The sequence below is a fragment of the Flavobacterium chryseum genome (assembly GCF_004362015.1).
GTDB lineage: Bacteria > Bacteroidota > Bacteroidia > Flavobacteriales > Flavobacteriaceae > Flavobacterium.
In genome coordinates, this window is record NZ_SNWW01000014.1 from 16,055 (window position 1) to 33,459 (window position 17,405).

A 17,405-nucleotide genomic window follows, 5' to 3' on the forward strand; every position below is an offset into this window, starting at 1 on the left:
TTTTTATGGCTCTTTTAAACCATAATTTTACGAATCAATTAAGCGATTAAACAGTGAAACAAATAAACCATAAAAACTTTGGTTCAGTTTTTGTAATTATAACTCACAGCAAAAGTAAATAATTAAGTACACTATAAAAAGAGAAATAATAATTTGTGTATTAATTAAAAGAAAGTATATTTACTTACAACTTAAAATCAATTTTAAAATGAAAAATGTTGCCACTTTTATTGGAATAGTACTATTTAGTGTAATAGGTTATTCTCAAAACGGCCCAAAAATTGAATTTTCAGCGTCGGACAACACTATTGATTATGGAAAAATATCAAAAAGTGATAATGGAGTCCGTTCCTTTGAATTTACAAATACAGGAGACGCACCGTTGTTAATAACATCTGCAGAATCTACAGTAAGTACGATTGTTGTTACAAAACCTTCCGCAGCAATTATGCCGGGTAAAAAAGGAAAAATTGACGTAAAATATAATATGGCTACCGGCCCAATTCGTAAAACAATTACTGTTGAAACCAATGCGGTAAATTATCCTGATGGCAGAGTTGCCCTAAAAATTAAAGGGGAAGTTTTATAAGAGAATTAAAATCTAAAAATAGTAAAGCCGTTTCTTATTAAGAAACGGCTTTTTTTATAATGATTTAGATTATCAAATATTTTATTTACTAACACATTCAGACGGTTCAAACTTGTATTTGACACTATCAAAATCAATAGGTTTGTCTTTTACTAAATACGTTACTCCCATAGTTGTCTGCATTGTTCCGTTTCCTAAAATAAGCTGTTTGTCTTTTTTTAAGAAGGCCATTGGGTTTTTAAAAGTTTTACTCTTATTTGTTACCTCAATAAAAGTATAATCAGCAAATAGGGTATCGCCATGAAATTCTCCTGTTATTTCTCCCGTTCTCTCGGTCGCAGCAGCAACTTTCATTACCATATTTCCGCTTAACTTTCCACTTTTTAAGGTATTCAGTTTTAATTCAATTGTATCTTTTTCATATATTGCTTTGTAGCATTCCGTACTTACAATTTTCTCGGTATCAGCTTTTACGGCTTCAACTTCCTTATTGTTTTCATTATTTTTACAGCTTTGAAGTCCGAAGGACAAAAGCAAACACGATATGAATAGATTTTTCATAATTATTATTTTGATTGTTATCTTATAAAATTAAATAAAAAAGAAGTGAAATAAAAGGCTTTTAATAAATTAAAAATTACTTTCAAAAGTAATGCTAATCTGTTATAAATTCTTAATTACAAATTCGCTTCTTCGGTTTAATTCGTGTTCTTCTTCATTACAGGCGTCATCTGTTTTACATTTGATAATTGGAACAGATTCTCCGTAACCTTTCGCCGTAACTCTTTTAGAATCAATTCCGGATTGTATTACAAACTCTCTTGTTGAATTTGCTCTTTTTTGAGACAGGTCTTCATTAAATTTTGCATTTCCTCGTGAGTCTGTGTGAGAACCAATTTCGATTGCCATTCCCGGATATTTCTTCATTAGTTCGACAACTCTTCCTAAAACAACTTTAGACTCTTTACGGATGTACCACATGTTATAATCGAAATAAATAGGATCTGTTTTGATAATCAATCGATCTTTATCTCTAACAACGTCTTTTTCCTGTTTTAGAATTTGCTCTACTTTTTCTTTTTTCCTGATTTCTGTTGCAGCAATTTCAGCTTCTTTGGCTTTTTTTTCTTTTTGTTTTAATTCGATTACAGCCAGCGCTTCTTTTTTCTTGTTTTCTTCTTCAATAATAATCTCTTGCTTTCTTTTATTTTCGGCAATTTCTTTTTCTTCTAACTTAATGGCTGCTAAAGATTTTAATGCTAGAGAACCATCATTTACAACATCTCTTCTTTTATCTAAAATCAGTGTTTTAGATTCATTGGTATAGTTTTCTTTAAAGGCAGAAATTTTATAAGAAGCTTCGCAAGCAACGGTAAAACTAAATTTTCCATCAGCAGAAGTGGTGATTGTATTTAGTGTTTTGTTTTGCGAATCCTGCAAAATTACGGTTGCGTTTTCTAATGCTAATTTTGTATCAACATCAGTAATAATTCCGGCAATGAATTGTTTACAATCTTCTACAATTAAATCTTTAATTTCTTTAAATTGATAAATATCGTCGCTTCCCTTTCCTCCTTCTCTGTTTGATGCAAAATATCCTTCTTTTGTATTTGAATCAATATTAAAAGAGAAATCATCTAAATTGGAGTTTAAAGGTAAACCGATATTTACAGGCTCTGAGTATTCATTTCCCTTGATTTCAGACACAAAAACATCCAGAGATCCGTAGCCTAAATGTCCGTCAGAAGAAAAATAAAGTTTATTATCTGCTGAAACAAAAGGAAATTGCTCTCTTTTATCGGTATTAATAATTGGGCCTAAATTTTTTGGACTATCAAAAGCGCCTTTGTTTATGTTGACGGAATAAATATCAAATGAACCTAAACTTCCCGGCATGTCTGAAGCAAAATACAATACTTTTTCATCAGCACTTAACGCAGGATGTTCTACAGAATAATTTGGACTGTTAAACGGAAGTGAGGTAATATTTGTCCATTTTCCCTCAACCAATTCGGCTTTAAAAATCTGAAGATTGGAAACTTTTTTGTCGTCTTTCTTTTTCTTACCGTTTTTAGAATTATTTCTTGTAAAGTAAATCGTCTTACCATCTTTAGCAAAAACAGCATTGGCTTCGTGCATTCCGGTTTTTAGTTCTTCGGCAAAATAACTAATAAGAGCATCGGCAGCATTACTATTCTGAATTGGAATTGTAACCAGATTTAAATAGGTTTCATTGTCCCATTTGTACTTTTTATCAAATAACCCCGCTTTTAATTTTACAGCTGCAAAGACTAAATTGTCTTTGTATTTTACAGCCCCAAATTCTGAATTTGGTGTATTGATTGCTAAATTCTTTATCTCAAACCGATTTCCAATTGCTGAAACATTTTCGAGTTCTTTTACTTTTTTTCGAAAATAAACAGAGTCCTGACTGTTCGTTGATTTTCCGTAATATTCTTTTAAAACAGCATTTGCGTCATCATAACTATTGCTTGCTTTTAAAGTTTGTGCGTATCTGAAATAATAATTTCTATCTAAATCTTTGTCATAATTTTTTATAAGAAGTCGGTAATATCGTTGCGCTTTTATTAAGTCATTTGTATAATAATAGGAATCAGCCAGGTTTTTAATTACTTCTTGCGAAGGCTTATTTTCTGCCAGTTTTTCATATAAAATGATGGCTTCTGTATAATATGTTTTATCAAAAAATCGCTTAGCTCTGGACAGTTCCGGATCTTGTGCATTTATAAACTGTATTGAAAATACGAATATAATAACGAGTAGTTTTTTCATATTTTTCATTTTAAAAGAATCTAGGTGATTTATCATATCCTTTTCCTAATAAATCTAAATCAAAAAGCAGCATAATTTCGTGCGTTCCTGAATTAAACTGACCTAAATTTGATAATGTATAATCGTAAGCATAACCCACTCGAAGCGTTGGTGTTATGTTTATATTTACCAAGGCGCTTACAGCATCATCGATTCTGTATGCCGCACCAAACTCGAATTTTTCATTGTATAAAACATTGGCTGTTATATCTACAGAAACGGGTGCTCCTTTAACAATTTTTGACATAAATGCCGGTTTCAGTTTTAATGCATCATTAATTTGAAAAACATATCCGGCGGTAAAAAAAGTATGAATCTCTTCAGAACCATAAGCGTTTATTCCGGATTTTTCTTCGATTTGTTTTGCTTTCAACAAATTCGGAGCTGATAATCCCACATAAAAGTTATTTCTAAAAAAATAAGCCCCTACTCCAATATTAGGTTTTGTGACATTTATGTTTTCGGCGAAAGCTGCATCTGTAGAGGTATCTCCGCTTTGCAGAACAAAACCATTAAAATTCGTTTGCAAAGATGAAAATCCACCTTTTATCCCTAATGAAAGTTTATTTTGTCCTCCTAAATTTAGTACATAAGCGAAATCAGCATAAACGTTATTCTCTTTTTTTGCTCCATCACCAATATCATCAGAAACAAATGAAAGACCGATTTCAACCTTATCACTCAAAGCTGTATGTCCGAAAAAAGTAAACGTTTTTGGAGCTCCAACTGCACCAACCCATTGTGTTCTGTATAATCCTCCAAGATTTAACATTGATGGAGTACCGGATGCATAAGCGGGATTTACGACACTCATATTATACATATAATGTGTGTATTCCGGATCTTGCTGGGCGGAAACGAACGCTATATAGAAGAAAAAAGGTATAAAAAATAATATTTTTTTCATTTGAAATTATATTGAATAATGTAAAGCATTTATCTGTTTAAGTAAAGGCGGCCCTGTTTAGGTTTTTTATTGTCTTTATTAAAATTCAAAATGTAAAAATAGACTCCGTTTGGCGCTACTCCGCTGGCCACTCCGTTCGTTTCATAATTCGTTCCGTCCCAGCCTGGTTTATTTATAAAGCCTTTATACATGCCATTTCCGTATCTATTAAAAATTTCAAGTGTAAAATTTGGGTATAAAAATTCAATATTTGGAATCACAAAAGTGTCATTTACGCCATCGCCGTTTGGAGAAAATCCGTCAGGAATAAAAAAGTCGTTTGGTACTTCATCGCAATCTGTTAATGAAACCGTAACTTCCAGACTCTCATTTGATAAACAGTTTGTAGTATCTGAAAAATCGAATCCGTAATATCTTCCTTGCTCGATTAAACGGGTGGTTGATGATAATAAGTTTCCATTATTTGCTGCATCATACCAAACTACAGTAGAAGGTACATTGGTATTAATTGATAAATCTGCAATTGTTGGATTATTTAATCCACAAAAGTTTGCTCCATTTGAGTTTAATTCAGGAGCTGGAATATCATTTATAGTAACCGAAATCATAATAGGATCTGAGGTACAATTTAAAGTAGTTACTGTAACATAGTAATTTTCAGATTGTAAAATATAAGTGTCAGCAAGAGGTGTTGTCATAGCAGCTGAATTATACCATTTATATTGAGCTCCATGTGGCACTAAATTGGCAATCGTAGCACCATCTGACTTACAAAAAGATTGGTCATTTGTTATTGGAGGTGCTGGAATTGGATTTAATGAAAACGGATCTGCAACGCCTGTTACATTGACATTACAGGTTGTATTATTATTCATCAAATTTGTAATGGTCGCAGTTGTAGAACCTGTATTTATAAGTAAACCGGATGGAATTATAAAAGTAGCATTTCCGTTTGTTGGACTTAATCCAATGGTTTGAACTGCCGAAGTATTTTTTCCCGAGAGAACATACGATAGCGTGACATCAGTTAAACTTCCTAATCCTGATATTGAGGCCGTAACGGGATCTCCAAAACAATAATCGTTAATTTGTATTTTTAAATTTGCTATGTTTGGTAAAGGATTGATAATAATATCACCTTTTATATTAGCAGTATTTGAACATTGAGAAATTAAAGAAGTAATATTGGTAATAGTTATAACAGCGTTCCCACTTTGGGAAGTTAAAAACGACGGAATTTGAAATTTAGCATTGCCTCCGGTAAATGTTACTCTAATATTTTGAGCATTTGCATTATTCGCACCTGAGATATTGTAGCGAAGATCATAAATACCGTCGGCGATATTTATTGCATCAGAAATCACGATTGCAGGACTACTATTTTGGCAAGTTGTTGTTTCCGCTATTTTTGCCCCGCTTAAATCCGGCAATGGATATACGTACAATACATCTGATAGATTTGGTGTATTAACACAAGCTCTTTCACTATTTACAGAATAAATATTGAGAATGGTAACTGTAAAATCTCCAACCTGTTTAAAATAATCTGATTTGATTGGAAAAAGAAAAACGCCATTAGTTAAGTTTGCTGTAACCTTTTCTGAGCCACCATTTGGTCCTGAAACATTAAATTCTATATAATAATTTCCATTAGGAATAACTGCCGGTCCTTTTTCAATTCTAACGGAATAAGTTGCTGTTGCAATAGCCGTTTCACATATATCTGTATTAACAGTAACCTTTGCTCCGGTAAAATCGAGTTTTCTTTCAATTCTTATTCTAATTCTTGTCTCTGCAGAACTACAAACTCTATCCGTTGAAGGAACACTGTAGTTAAAATAATAATCCCCTTCACCAAATCTGTTGTAAATTTTTTCCAGATCTATAATATGATCGCCGACAAAAGTTAATTCTCCTGTTGGTCGGAGATTAACGTCTCTCCACGCACCATCAGCATCAGCACCTGTAACCATATTAAACAAGTCATAATTGGTGAAATTTGGTAAAGCATCACTACAAACTTTTAAAGGATCATTAGCTTTTCCAGATTCGGGTGCTCTAACAACTTTTATAGAAATAGTCGCAGGATTAGGAGCCGGACAGGTACCAACAGCCTCCATAGTATAAGTAAAATAGTAAAGTCCACTTAATTTCTTGACATCAATGATAGATCCATTAATATCCGTATTGGTAGTATCATTATGCCATTTTCCATTAAAAAGAGGACTCAAATAGCTACCGTCAAAAGGCGTAAAGAGATTATAAGTTTCATAAGAACTACAGATTATTGCTTGAGCAGGTTTTCCTGTATATCCTCCAAGTATTAGAGTAACAGTAGATGAATTATCCGCACAACCCGCAATACCATCTATAGTATATGTATAGTTATAAAAACCACTACTGGTAATAACATGTACATTCAAAATTCCTGTTGCAGGATCCAGTCCTCCTGACTCGCCATCATCTGACCAAGTACCACCAGGAGTTGCTCCTCCTAATAAAGAAAATAAATTGATGGAATTGTTTGCCGGATTAGGATAATCACAAACTGTCAATGTTGCATCATTACCTGCACATTGACTATAGATTTTTGTAGATACACTCGTTAAAAAAACAAAAAACAATAAAAATTGTAAGAAATTATAGTATTTTTTGATCATATATTTTATTTTACCTAAACATAATAAAATATTATATCATTTTATCAAAAAAACTTAATTTTCTTATTAAATATTTAATAACATCAACAAAGTTAAATAATTCCGTTCTAATAAAATTACAATTCATCTTCTAATTTAAACCTGAATTTTAGTATCAAACTATTTCGTTCGACTTCTAAATTGATCCAAATATCGTCTCCGGATTTCAACAGATTGTTTATTTGTTCTAATGAATATCTGTACGGAAGTACTTTATTAATACTCACAATAATATCTCCTTTTTGTAACCCACATTTTTCTGCAGCTGAACTCTTGCGAATATTTACAATTTCATAAACTGGCTTCAATAAAAATTTATACCTGAAGTTATCATTTTTAGAATTTGAATCTACATCATTAACAGATGTCTCCACTTGTACGGTTTCTAGATGAACAGTTTCCTGCACCCATTGCAAACCATTATGCTGAATTGTAATTCCGCTTTTGTTATAAGTAAATGGTTCCGAAAATTTGCTGTTCTTTTTAATGTATAACTTGCGGTCTGCATAATCTAAAACTAAAGTAAATCGTTTTAAAATTTCCCCTCCAACAGAACCAATACGGTCCGGAACCATCTTTACATTTCGAATAGAAGTTGAGTCAGGAAAAGAAACAATCGGATTTTTAAATTCAAAATCAGCAATCGAAAATTTTTCAATTTTTGCCCGATGCCCTTCAATATCTCCACTAAAACCTTTTCCTAAAAAATCAGGAAAATTCTTTTTAGGCAATTTTATTTTGTTATTTTCAAAAATCCAAAATGCATCACTGTTTCCAATATCAATAAGCAGTTTCGCAGGTATTTCAACCCCATCTGTAACTGCTTTTGCATAAATATATGGTTTTGATCGCTCAATAGTTATAGGTACAGATCTAAATTTTTTATCCAGTTTTTTTCTGGTTTCTGCGTTATTGAAATGAATGATAACTTTCTTTTTTTGATAATTAAGTTCAACTAAATTATTTTTAAAAAATTTATGTCCAATAATACCATTTACCGGAATACCAATGTGGGAGGATAAATTAAAACTTTGATCTAAAATAATATAAACTAAGTGGTTACTGGATTTTATGCCATGAGTTTCTAAAACATTATTTGTCGATTTTAGTCCTTCTATTTCCTGCTCGCTTCCTAAGCCTCTCAATCTTATTTTTTCTACATTATTAAAACTAACTTCCTGCTTTTCTTCCATACTAAACAAAATTGTTTCTTCAACTCCAGAATCAAGCAAAAAATTTAGTTCTATCCCATTCACTTTTATAGGAATAAAAACAAGGTTATTTATCAATTTAAATGGGATAATTACTTTCTTACGATTGTTTTCTATCAAAAAATCATTTTGCCCTAAAAGTGAAAAAGGTAAGAATACCCCAAAAAACAATACAATATATTTTTTCATTGATAATATTTTATTATAAAATTAGTAAATATATTTATAATTGTTAGATTTTTAGAAGTCACTGTAATGTTTACGTTAAATTCGAAAAAAAAATGCAAATTTGCACTTCAATAATTTAATCTCATGCCAACAATTTCCAACAAAGGCAGAAACATGCCCGAATCTCCGATACGTAAACTTGCTCCTTATGCAGATAGTGCAAAACAACAAGGAAAAAAAGTGTATCATTTAAACATTGGTCAACCGGATATCAAAACACCCGAAGTGGCCATCGAGGCGGTAAAAAATATTGATTTAAGTATTATAGAATACAGTCCGTCTGCCGGATATGAAAGTTATAGAAATAAATTAGCTCAATTTTACCAACGTCAAAACGTAAATGTAAACTCAGAAGACATCATTATAACTACTGGTGGTTCTGAAGCCTTATTATTTGCATTGGCCACAATTACAGACCCGGGAGATGAAATCATTATTCCTGAGCCTTTTTATGCTAATTATCACGCATTTGCATCATCAACTAGCGCAACTGTAATTCCTGTAATTTCGACTATTGAAAGCGGATTTGCCTTGCCAAGTATTGATATTGTTGAGCAATTGATTACTCCAAAAACAAAAGCTATATTAATTTGTAATCCCGGAAATCCAACGGGTTACTTATATTCTGAATCAGAAATCAAACAATTAGCAGGTCTGATTAAAAAGCATGATTTATATTTAATTGCTGATGAAGTGTATCGTGAGTTTTTATACGATGGAGATGACGAACATTTTTCGGTAATGAATTTAGAAGAAGTTGACCAAAACGTAATTATGGTCGATTCAGTTTCAAAACGTTACAGCATGTGCGGCGCGAGAATTGGATGTTTAGTTACAAAAAACAAAGCCGTTTTAGCAACAGTTATGAAATTTGCCCAGGCCCGTTTGAGTCCGCCAACTATCGAACAAATTGCATGTGAAGCTGCTATAGATACACCACAAAGTTATTTTGATGAAGTTATTTCAGAATACAAGAGCCGTCGTGATACTTTAATTACCGAATTAAACAAAATTGATGGCGTTGTTGTGACAAAACCTAAAGGAGCTTTTTATTGCATTGCACAATTGCCAATAGAAAATGCTGATGATTTTGCACAATGGCTTTTAGAAAGTTATGATTTAAATGGCAAAACTGTGATGGTTGCTCCTGCTGCCGGATTTTATTCGACTCCGGGAATGGGTTTAAATCAGGTTCGAATTGCTTATGTGCTGAATAAGAAAGATTTAGTTACTGCTGTAAATATTTTAAAAGAAGCACTTTTGGTTTATAACAAAAGATAATTTTAAACAAAAACAACAAATCATAAAAAGGCAATAACTTCTGGTTATTGCCTTTTGCATTTTTAAAAAACAGAGGATTTAATTTTAATTTAAATTATATCCAAAAAGTATCGATTAAATAGTAAAAACGATAGAAAAGGTTTCCTTTTTATTAATTATCTTTACCGCCTTAAAAAGATATACCCATTATAATAGTAGTTTTTAATGATAAATAACGAAGATTTTTTAGACGAAATAGGTGACAGTCATTTCAGCAGTAATGCAAAAAACCCTGTAAGAGAGGATGCTTTTGATTTAACTGATGAAGAAAAAATAGAAAAAATAAAAAAAGATGTCGAAAGCATTCTACAAACTCTAGGAATGGATTTGACAGATGACAGCATAAAAGGTACTCCAAACCGAGTAGCAAAGATGTTTGTGAAGGAAATTTTTGGTGGCCTTAACCCTGCAAAACAACCAAAAGCTTCAACTTTTGATAATAATTACAAATACGGTGAAATGTTAGTAGAAAAAAACATTACCGTATATTCTACCTGCGAACATCATTTATTGCCAATTATAGGACGCGCACATGTTGCCTATATTTCCAGCGGAAGAGTTATTGGTTTATCTAAAATGAACCGAATTGTAGAATATTATGCAAAGAGACCTCAGGTTCAGGAGCGTTTAACAATGCAAATTGTTCAGGAACTTCAAAAAGCTTTAGGAACTGAAGATGTTGCCTGCGTTATCGATGCTAAACACCTTTGCGTAAATTCAAGAGGAATTAAAGATATCGAAAGCAGCACTGTAACGTCTGAATTTGGTGGAAAATTCAAAGATCCTCAAACTAAAAGAGAATTTCTTGATTACATCAAACTAGAAACTCAGTTCTAAAAAGTTTATTTTTTTTAGTTTGTTGTTTATTCGAAGCAATTAAACAGATAAACATTTAAACAAATAACCAGTTAAACAAATAAAAGATTAAACAGAAAAACTAAATATGCCTTTATACAACTCACAATCGCTAAAAATATACAACTCACTTTCGGGTGAAAAAGAAAGTTTCAAACCAATCCATGAAGGAAATGTTGGAATGTATGTTTGCGGACCTACAGTTTATAGCAATGTACACTTAGGAAATGTGAGAACGTTTATGTCTTTTGACGTGATATTCAGATACTTTTTGCATCTTGACTATAAAGTGCGTTACGTTCGAAACATTACTGATGTCGGACATATTGTAGATGATGTTGATGAAGGTGAAGATAAAATTGCCAAAAAAGCACGTCTAGAGCAGTTAGAGCCAATGGAAGTTGTACAGCGCTATACAGTAGATTTTCATGACATTTTAAAGTCATTCAATTTTTTACCGCCAAGCATTGAGCCAACGGCTACAGGACATATCATTGAACAAATTGAAATCATCAAAAAAATTATCGATACCGGAATTGGTTATGAAGCTAACGGATCGGTTTATTTTGATGTTGTAAAATATAACGAAACCAACAATTACGGAGTTTTAAGCGGCAGAAATATCGAAGATATGCTTGCCAATACCCGTGATCTTGATGGTCAGTCAGATAAAAGAAATCCACAGGATTTTGCACTTTGGAAAAAAGCAGAACCTGAACATATCATGAGATGGCCTTCGCCGTGGAGTGATGGTTTTCCGGGTTGGCATTTAGAATGTACAGCCATGAGCACCAAATATCTTGGCAACCATTTTGACATTCACGGAGGTGGAATGGATTTAAAATTCCCACACCACGAATGTGAAATCGCTCAAAATGAAGCTTGTACAGGTCAATCGCCAGTTAATTACTGGATGCACGCTAATATGCTTACCTTAAATGGTAAAAAAATGGCAAAATCTACCGGAAATAACATTTTACCGGGCGAAATTTTAAGCGGAGAAAACAATATTTTAAGCAAAGCTTTTTCGGCTTCTGTAACACGTTTCTTTATGTTACAAGCGCATTACAGAAGTATTTTAGATTTTTCTGATGATGCGATTGTTGCTGCAGAAAAAGGCTATAAAAGATTGATGGAAGCTGTAGATGCATTACCAGGTATTTCTGCAAGTGCAACAAGTTCTATTGATATTGTATCTTGGAAACAATTGTGTTATGATGCAATGAATGACGATTTTAATACGCCAATTTTAATTGCACAATTATTTGAAGCCGTTCGTTTTATCAATTTATTGAAAGAAGGAAAAGAAACCATTTCTGCAGATGATTTAAAAAAATTTACAGCAGCAATTAATGCTTTTGTTTTTGATGTTTTAGGTCTGAGTGATGACAAAGTAGCTGATAGCAACAATGATAAATTAGAAGGCGTTGTAAATATGCTTATCGGAATGAGAAATCAAGCGAGAGCGGATAAAAACTTTGCTCTTTCTGATCAAATTCGTGATCAGTTAATTGCTTTAGGGATTCAGTTGAAAGATGGTAAAGAAGGTACAAGTTTTTCAATATAATAAATTCAATTTCTAATAAATCATGAAAGTAATAACTCCATTTGTTTTATTAGTACGTTTTTATCAAACTGCAATTTCACCCTTTACGCCAGCCAGCTGCAGGTTCGAACCAACTTGCTCTACTTATATGATTCAGGCGTTACAAATGCACGGATTATTTTATGGCGGCTATTTAGGAGTGAAACGAATTTTGAGCTGCCATCCCTGGGGAAGAACCGGTTACGATCCTGTTCCGGAAAAGAAATGTTCGCATAAAGATTAACTTTAAATAAAGACAGACTGTTTTTTAAATATTTATTTTTACAATACAAAACACATAATATATGACACAGGCCTTAAATATCATTTGGAATCCTTCAGAAGGAATCGATTTAGGATTTTTCATGATTCGCTACTACAGTTTAATGTTCGTAATCGCTTTCGGATTAGGTTGGTTTATAATGAAGAAAATTTTCGAACGCGAAAATGAATCTTTAGACAAATTAGATTCTTTATTTGTCTGGACTGTTTTAGCTACTTTAATTGGCGCACGTTTAGGTCACGTTTTGTTTTATGACTGGGAATATTTTAGAAATCATTTACTTGAAATCTTTTTACCGGTTAGATTCGAACCAAAATTTGAATTCACAGGTTTTCAGGGTTTAGCAAGTCACGGTGCTGCAATTGCAATTATTATTGCAATGTATTATTACAGTAAAAAGGTCTTGAAACGTCCTTTATTATGGATTTTAGACCGAGTTGTTATTCCAGTTGCAAGCGGTGCCATTTTTGTTCGTTTAGGAAATTTTTTCAATTCTGAAATTATCGGTCACGAAACAACTTCTGCATTCGGAATTCGTTTTTTACATGATAAATTCAGTAAAGCTGAAGCTGTAAATGCAACACAAATTACAAATCCAAAAGAGGCTTACACAGCAATAGCAACAGACCCTAAATTTGCTGATTTATTGGCTCAGGTTCCTGCAAAACACCCAACGCAATTATACGAAGGATTTTGCTACATCTTTGTATTTGCAATTTTATACTTCTTGTATTGGAAAACAAACGCCAGACTTCGATCAGGATATTTATTCGGATTATTTTTAGTGCTTTTATTTTTAGTTCGTTTTATCGTGGAATTTGTAAAAGAGAGTCAAGGCGGAATTGAAGAAGAATTAGGCTTATTCTCGACAGGGCAATGGCTAAGTATACCTTTTATCATCATAGGTCTTTTCTTTATCATTAGAGCCAAAAGAAATCCTTTATCAGCTTCTTAATTTATAGTTCAAAATATAAAATCCCGACATCTTTTAGATATCGGGATTTTTTTTTATAAAGAATATGAGATTCCCATTTCAATATTTTTAGTATTATAACCAGCGTTGCTATTTCCTAAACCTGCATTTGAAACATGCCGGATATTTGGTCTAATGTCAAATCTAAGTCTTTGTATTTTTGCAGAAAAACCAATCGCCAACACATCAGCAAAAGCAAGACCTTCAGACATTCTTTCTGTTTCTTTATCATTTATCATCGGGCCAATACTTCCTAAAACATAAAAAGAACAACTTTTACCAATAGGCTTTCTGACCAAAAAACCAATATTTAAGACATATTCATGAACATTCTTTAACTGCGTATATTCAGCTCGTTTATTAATATAATCTGGTTCTTCTGGTTTTACAAAATAGAAATTTAATAATTGATGTGAACCAAAATTAACTTCCGGCTGAACTAAGATTTCGTATTGAAAATGTTTGGTTTCTTTTAACCGATAGTACAATTGCAGTTTATAAAAATGATTTGTAAACGTGTAATCTTTATTATTGAATTCGCTTCCAAATCCGTAGTTAAAACCAATGGCAAACTTGCTTTGCTCTACCTGTGCATGCATCTTAAACAAACACAAAAGAAAAAATACATATAGCAATAATTTTCTAATCATAAACCACTTTTAATTAGTTTAAATATAGCACAAAAAAAGATCCGGCGAATACCGGATCTTTTTAATTAAATATGTTGAAGCAAATAATTATGCTTTATTGTGCTTGTCTTCGATTGTATGTTTATCATCTTTAGAAATCGTGTCAACCAATACTGGCGTAGCGATAAATAATGAAGAATAAGTACCTACAACAATACCAACCAACATCGCAAAGATAAATCCTCTAATCGATTCTCCACCGAAGATAAACATTGTTAACAATACAATGATCATCATTAATGAAGTATTCAACGTTCTTGACAATGTAGTATTAATAGAAGCATTTACGATATCTTCGAAACTACCTTTACGGTTTCCGATAATAAATTCTCTAATTCTATCAAATACAATTACAGTATCGTTCATTGAGTAACCAATTACAGTAAGAATTGCAGCGATAAAGTGTTGATCCATTTCCATGTGGAATGGCATGAATTTATAACATAAAGAGTAAATTCCTAATACGAAGATTACGTCATGCGCAACAGCGGCGATCGCACCTAATGAATATTGCCATTTACGGAAAGATACCATTAAGTATAAGAAAATTGCTGCCATAGCACCAAGAACTGCCCAGTATGAATTTGTTTTGATATCTTCAGAAATAGAAGCTCCAACTTTAGAAGCCTGTAAAACTCCAACTTTCTTACCATCATAAGTATTGGTGAATTTGTTATAAGAAGTATTAGGATAATATTTCTTTAACGCAGCATATAATTTTTGATTTACTTCTTCATCAACCGCTACTCCATCTTCTTGGATTTTGTATTTAGTTGTGATTTTCAATTGATCATCATCACCTAAAATTTTAGCCTCAACAGGAGTTCCGAAAGCAGCAGATAATTCATCTGAAACTACAGTTGCATCAACTGGTTTTTCAAATTTAACCTGGAAAGTTCTTCCTCCAACAAAATCAACACCCTGATCTAATCCGTTAACGAAGAAGATAGAAATTAAACTTACTACAACTACAATAGAAGAGAAGATGTAAGTGAATTTTTTAATTTTAATAAAGTCAAAGTGGAAATTAGTAAACCAGTTTTTAGTAATATTTGTAGAGAAAGTCAAATCAGCTTTTCTTGCAATATTTCTATCAATAAAGATTCTAGCGATAAAAATTGATGTAAACATTGAAGTTACGATACCAATTAATAAAGTTAAAGCAAAACCTTTGATTGGTCCTGTTCCAAAGATAAACAAGATTGCTCCAGTTAAAACGTGTGTTACGTTCGCATCAATGATAGAACGCATTGCTCCGTGCCATCCGTAAGATGTAGCAACTGCTTCAGATAATGATTTACCTTCACGCAATTCCTCTTTCGCTCTTTCAAATATAATAATGTTCGCATCTACCGCAGTACCTAATGTAAGTACGATACCTGCAATACCTGGTAATGTTAATACAAAACCAAAACTTGCCATAATTCCGAATAAGAAAAGTAAGTTTAATAATAAAGCAAGATTAGCATATAAACCAGCTTTACCATAATAGAATACCATCCATAAACAAACTAATAAAAATCCTAATACAGATGAAATTGTTCCTGCATCAATTGCAGCCTGACCTAAAGATGGTCCTACAACTGTTGACTGAATAATATCTGCAGAAGCCGGTAATTTACCTGCGTTTAATACGTTAGCTAAATCCTTAGTTTCAGCAACATCAAAAGAACCTGTAATTTCAGATCTTCCTCCTGCGATTGGACCACTAGTAACTCCAGGAGCAGAATATACGATATTATCTAAAACAATAGCGATATAACTTTTTTGAGAAAAAGCTCTTCCTGTTAATTCTTCCCAAACTTTAGCTCCCTGACTGTTCATTTGCATAGAAACAGCTGGTTTACCCATTTGGTCAAATGTATCTTTTGCATCAGTTACAAGACCACCATTCATAGCTGGTACATTGTCTCTGTTTCCTTTTAAAGCATATAATTCAACAACTTCAATATCTTTTTGTTTTGCATCTTTGATAGTAGTTGGTTTACTCCAAACAAATTTTGCATAATGTTGATCAGCAGCTAATAAAACTCTGATATCTGCTCTTTTTAAGTATGAATTTACAACAGCAGTATCTTTTGGTGCGAAGTAACCTAAAACTGGTCCGCCACCTTGACCTAAAATTTTGTCAAATAATGGATTGTTTCCTTTTTTAGCTTCAGTAGAATCTTTAGTATCAGTTAATAAAGCATTCAATGAATCATTAGCAACAGTTTTAGTTTCAGTTGTTTTGATTTCAGTCTTTTTTAATGCTTCGTTTGCAGCAACTAAAAAGTTCCCGATTTCTTCCATTTTATAAGTTTCCCAGAACTCTAATTGAGCTTTTCCACCTAATAATTTTTTAATTCTGTCTACATCTTTAGCACCAGGAAGTTCAACTAAAATTCTTCCTGAAGAAGCACCTAATTTTTGAATGTTTGGTTGTGTTACTCCAAATTTATCAATACGCTCTCTTAATACTTTGTAAGCACTTTCGATAGACTCATCAACTTTTTTTCTAATTACTCTTTGTGCTTGCGCATCAGTCATTTCAAAAGCGATTCCACCTTCTCCTTGTAAGTTTCTGTTAGCAAAAATTTCTGGAGATGCTAATTTTTTAGTTCCATTTGAATTTGCATCAAAAGCTTCAAAAAACTTATCTAAATAAGTTTTATTTCCTTCTAAATTTGCAGTCGCATCAGCTAAAGATTTATTAAAAATCGGATCTTTAGAATTGTTTGCTAATCCTTTTAAAACGTCTTTAATAGAAATTTGAAGAATAACGTTGATTCCTCCTTCTAAGTCAAGACCTTTATTGATTTGTTTGTTTTTTACTTCGTTATAAGTAAAATCCGTAAATCCAAGGTTTACAACTTTTTCTTTACCAATAGAATCTAAATATTTTAGCTCTTTATCAGGATTATCTCCTGCAAAAGCTTTAGCTTCACTTTTGACATTACTTGCCACATAAGTGAACGAAAGTTGGTAAATACTTACCAATGCAAATAGAATTGCGAAAAATTTAATAAGTCCTTTATTCTGCATTATTACTAAAAATTAATTATGTTTTATTGTTTGTTTTTGTTTTAAAGTCCCATAAAATAAGCCCTGACATCATTTTTTTAAACTAAAAAACTAAATCACGAGTTACCACATTTTTTTTAAATCGAGCAAATATATAATTAACGAAAAGATTAACCAATTTATTTATTAATTAATCTCAAAAAAAAGACTGCAAAAGTGCAGCCTTCTCCT

The 17,405-nt window shown here is 32.2% G+C and carries 13 protein-coding genes; 6 read left to right on the forward strand and 7 right to left on the reverse strand.

The window, feature by feature from the left end:
* The first annotated feature begins 208 nt into the window (after positions 1-208).
* Entirely contained in the window at positions 209-589 is a 381-nt protein-coding gene (locus EV143_RS19810; RefSeq protein WP_133509663.1) for a DUF1573 domain-containing protein, read from the forward strand.
* Positions 590-670: 81 nt separating this feature from the next.
* Here EV143_RS19810 and EV143_RS19815 read toward each other — a convergent pair whose 3' ends face one another.
* The 5 genes from EV143_RS19815 to EV143_RS19835 all read right to left on the reverse strand — a co-directional run bounded on the left by EV143_RS19815 (position 671) and on the right by EV143_RS19835 (position 8,427).
* Positions 671-1,150: a hypothetical protein gene (locus EV143_RS19815; RefSeq protein ID WP_133509664.1), complete on the reverse strand. Its 480-nt coding sequence runs from the start codon at positions 1,148-1,150 to the stop codon at positions 671-673.
* Positions 1,151-1,252: 102 nt separating this feature from the next.
* Positions 1,253-3,382, reverse strand: a complete 2,130-nt coding sequence (locus EV143_RS19820; protein ID WP_133509665.1) for an OmpA family protein — start codon at positions 3,380-3,382, stop codon at positions 1,253-1,255.
* A gap of 10 nt (positions 3,383-3,392) precedes the next feature.
* The gene (locus tag EV143_RS19825; RefSeq protein WP_133509666.1) at positions 3,393-4,328 is read right to left on the reverse strand and encodes a PorP/SprF family type IX secretion system membrane protein; all 936 of its coding nucleotides are present in this window, start codon (positions 4,326-4,328) and stop codon (positions 3,393-3,395) included.
* A gap of 29 nt (positions 4,329-4,357) precedes the next feature.
* Entirely contained in the window at positions 4,358-6,988 is a 2,631-nt protein-coding gene (locus EV143_RS19830; RefSeq protein WP_133509667.1) for a gliding motility-associated C-terminal domain-containing protein, read from the reverse strand.
* A gap of 116 nt (positions 6,989-7,104) precedes the next feature.
* Positions 7,105-8,427 carry a PDZ domain-containing protein gene (locus EV143_RS19835; RefSeq protein ID WP_133509668.1) on the reverse strand — a complete coding sequence of 441 codons (1,323 nt, stop codon included), beginning with the start codon at positions 8,425-8,427 and terminating at the stop codon, positions 7,105-7,107.
* 123 nt (positions 8,428-8,550) lie between these two features.
* On the opposite strand from EV143_RS19835, the gene EV143_RS19840 reads away from it, so the two are divergent.
* The 5 genes from EV143_RS19840 (at position 8,551) to lgt (ending at position 13,464) form a co-directional block, all read left to right on the forward strand.
* On the forward strand, positions 8,551-9,747 hold the full coding sequence (locus EV143_RS19840) for a pyridoxal phosphate-dependent aminotransferase (RefSeq protein ID WP_133509669.1): 1,197 nt from the start codon (positions 8,551-8,553) through the stop codon (positions 9,745-9,747).
* 204 nt (positions 9,748-9,951) lie between these two features.
* Entirely contained in the window at positions 9,952-10,623 is a 672-nt protein-coding gene (gene folE, locus EV143_RS19845) for a GTP cyclohydrolase I FolE (protein WP_133509670.1), read from the forward strand.
* A gap of 106 nt (positions 10,624-10,729) precedes the next feature.
* Positions 10,730-12,208 (forward strand): cysteine--tRNA ligase, encoded by a 1,479-nt coding sequence (gene cysS / locus EV143_RS19850; protein ID WP_133509671.1) that lies wholly within the window; start codon positions 10,730-10,732, stop codon positions 12,206-12,208.
* Between the two features lie 22 nt (positions 12,209-12,230).
* Positions 12,231-12,470 carry a membrane protein insertion efficiency factor YidD gene (yidD, locus tag EV143_RS19855; RefSeq protein ID WP_133509672.1) on the forward strand — a complete coding sequence of 80 codons (240 nt, stop codon included), beginning with the start codon at positions 12,231-12,233 and terminating at the stop codon, positions 12,468-12,470.
* 61 nt (positions 12,471-12,531) lie between these two features.
* The gene (lgt, locus tag EV143_RS19860) at positions 12,532-13,464 is read left to right on the forward strand and encodes a prolipoprotein diacylglyceryl transferase (protein WP_133509673.1); all 933 of its coding nucleotides are present in this window, start codon (positions 12,532-12,534) and stop codon (positions 13,462-13,464) included.
* Positions 13,465-13,517: 53 nt separating this feature from the next.
* Here lgt and EV143_RS19865 read toward each other — a convergent pair whose 3' ends face one another.
* Complete coding sequence (locus tag EV143_RS19865; protein ID WP_133509674.1) at positions 13,518-14,132, reverse strand: acyloxyacyl hydrolase; 615 nt, start codon at positions 14,130-14,132, stop codon at positions 13,518-13,520.
* An 87-nt stretch (positions 14,133-14,219) separates the two neighbouring features.
* Positions 14,220-17,195 (reverse strand): protein translocase subunit SecDF, encoded by a 2,976-nt coding sequence (gene secDF, locus EV143_RS19870; protein ID WP_133509675.1) that lies wholly within the window; start codon positions 17,193-17,195, stop codon positions 14,220-14,222.
* Positions 17,196-17,405 lie beyond the last annotated feature (210 nt).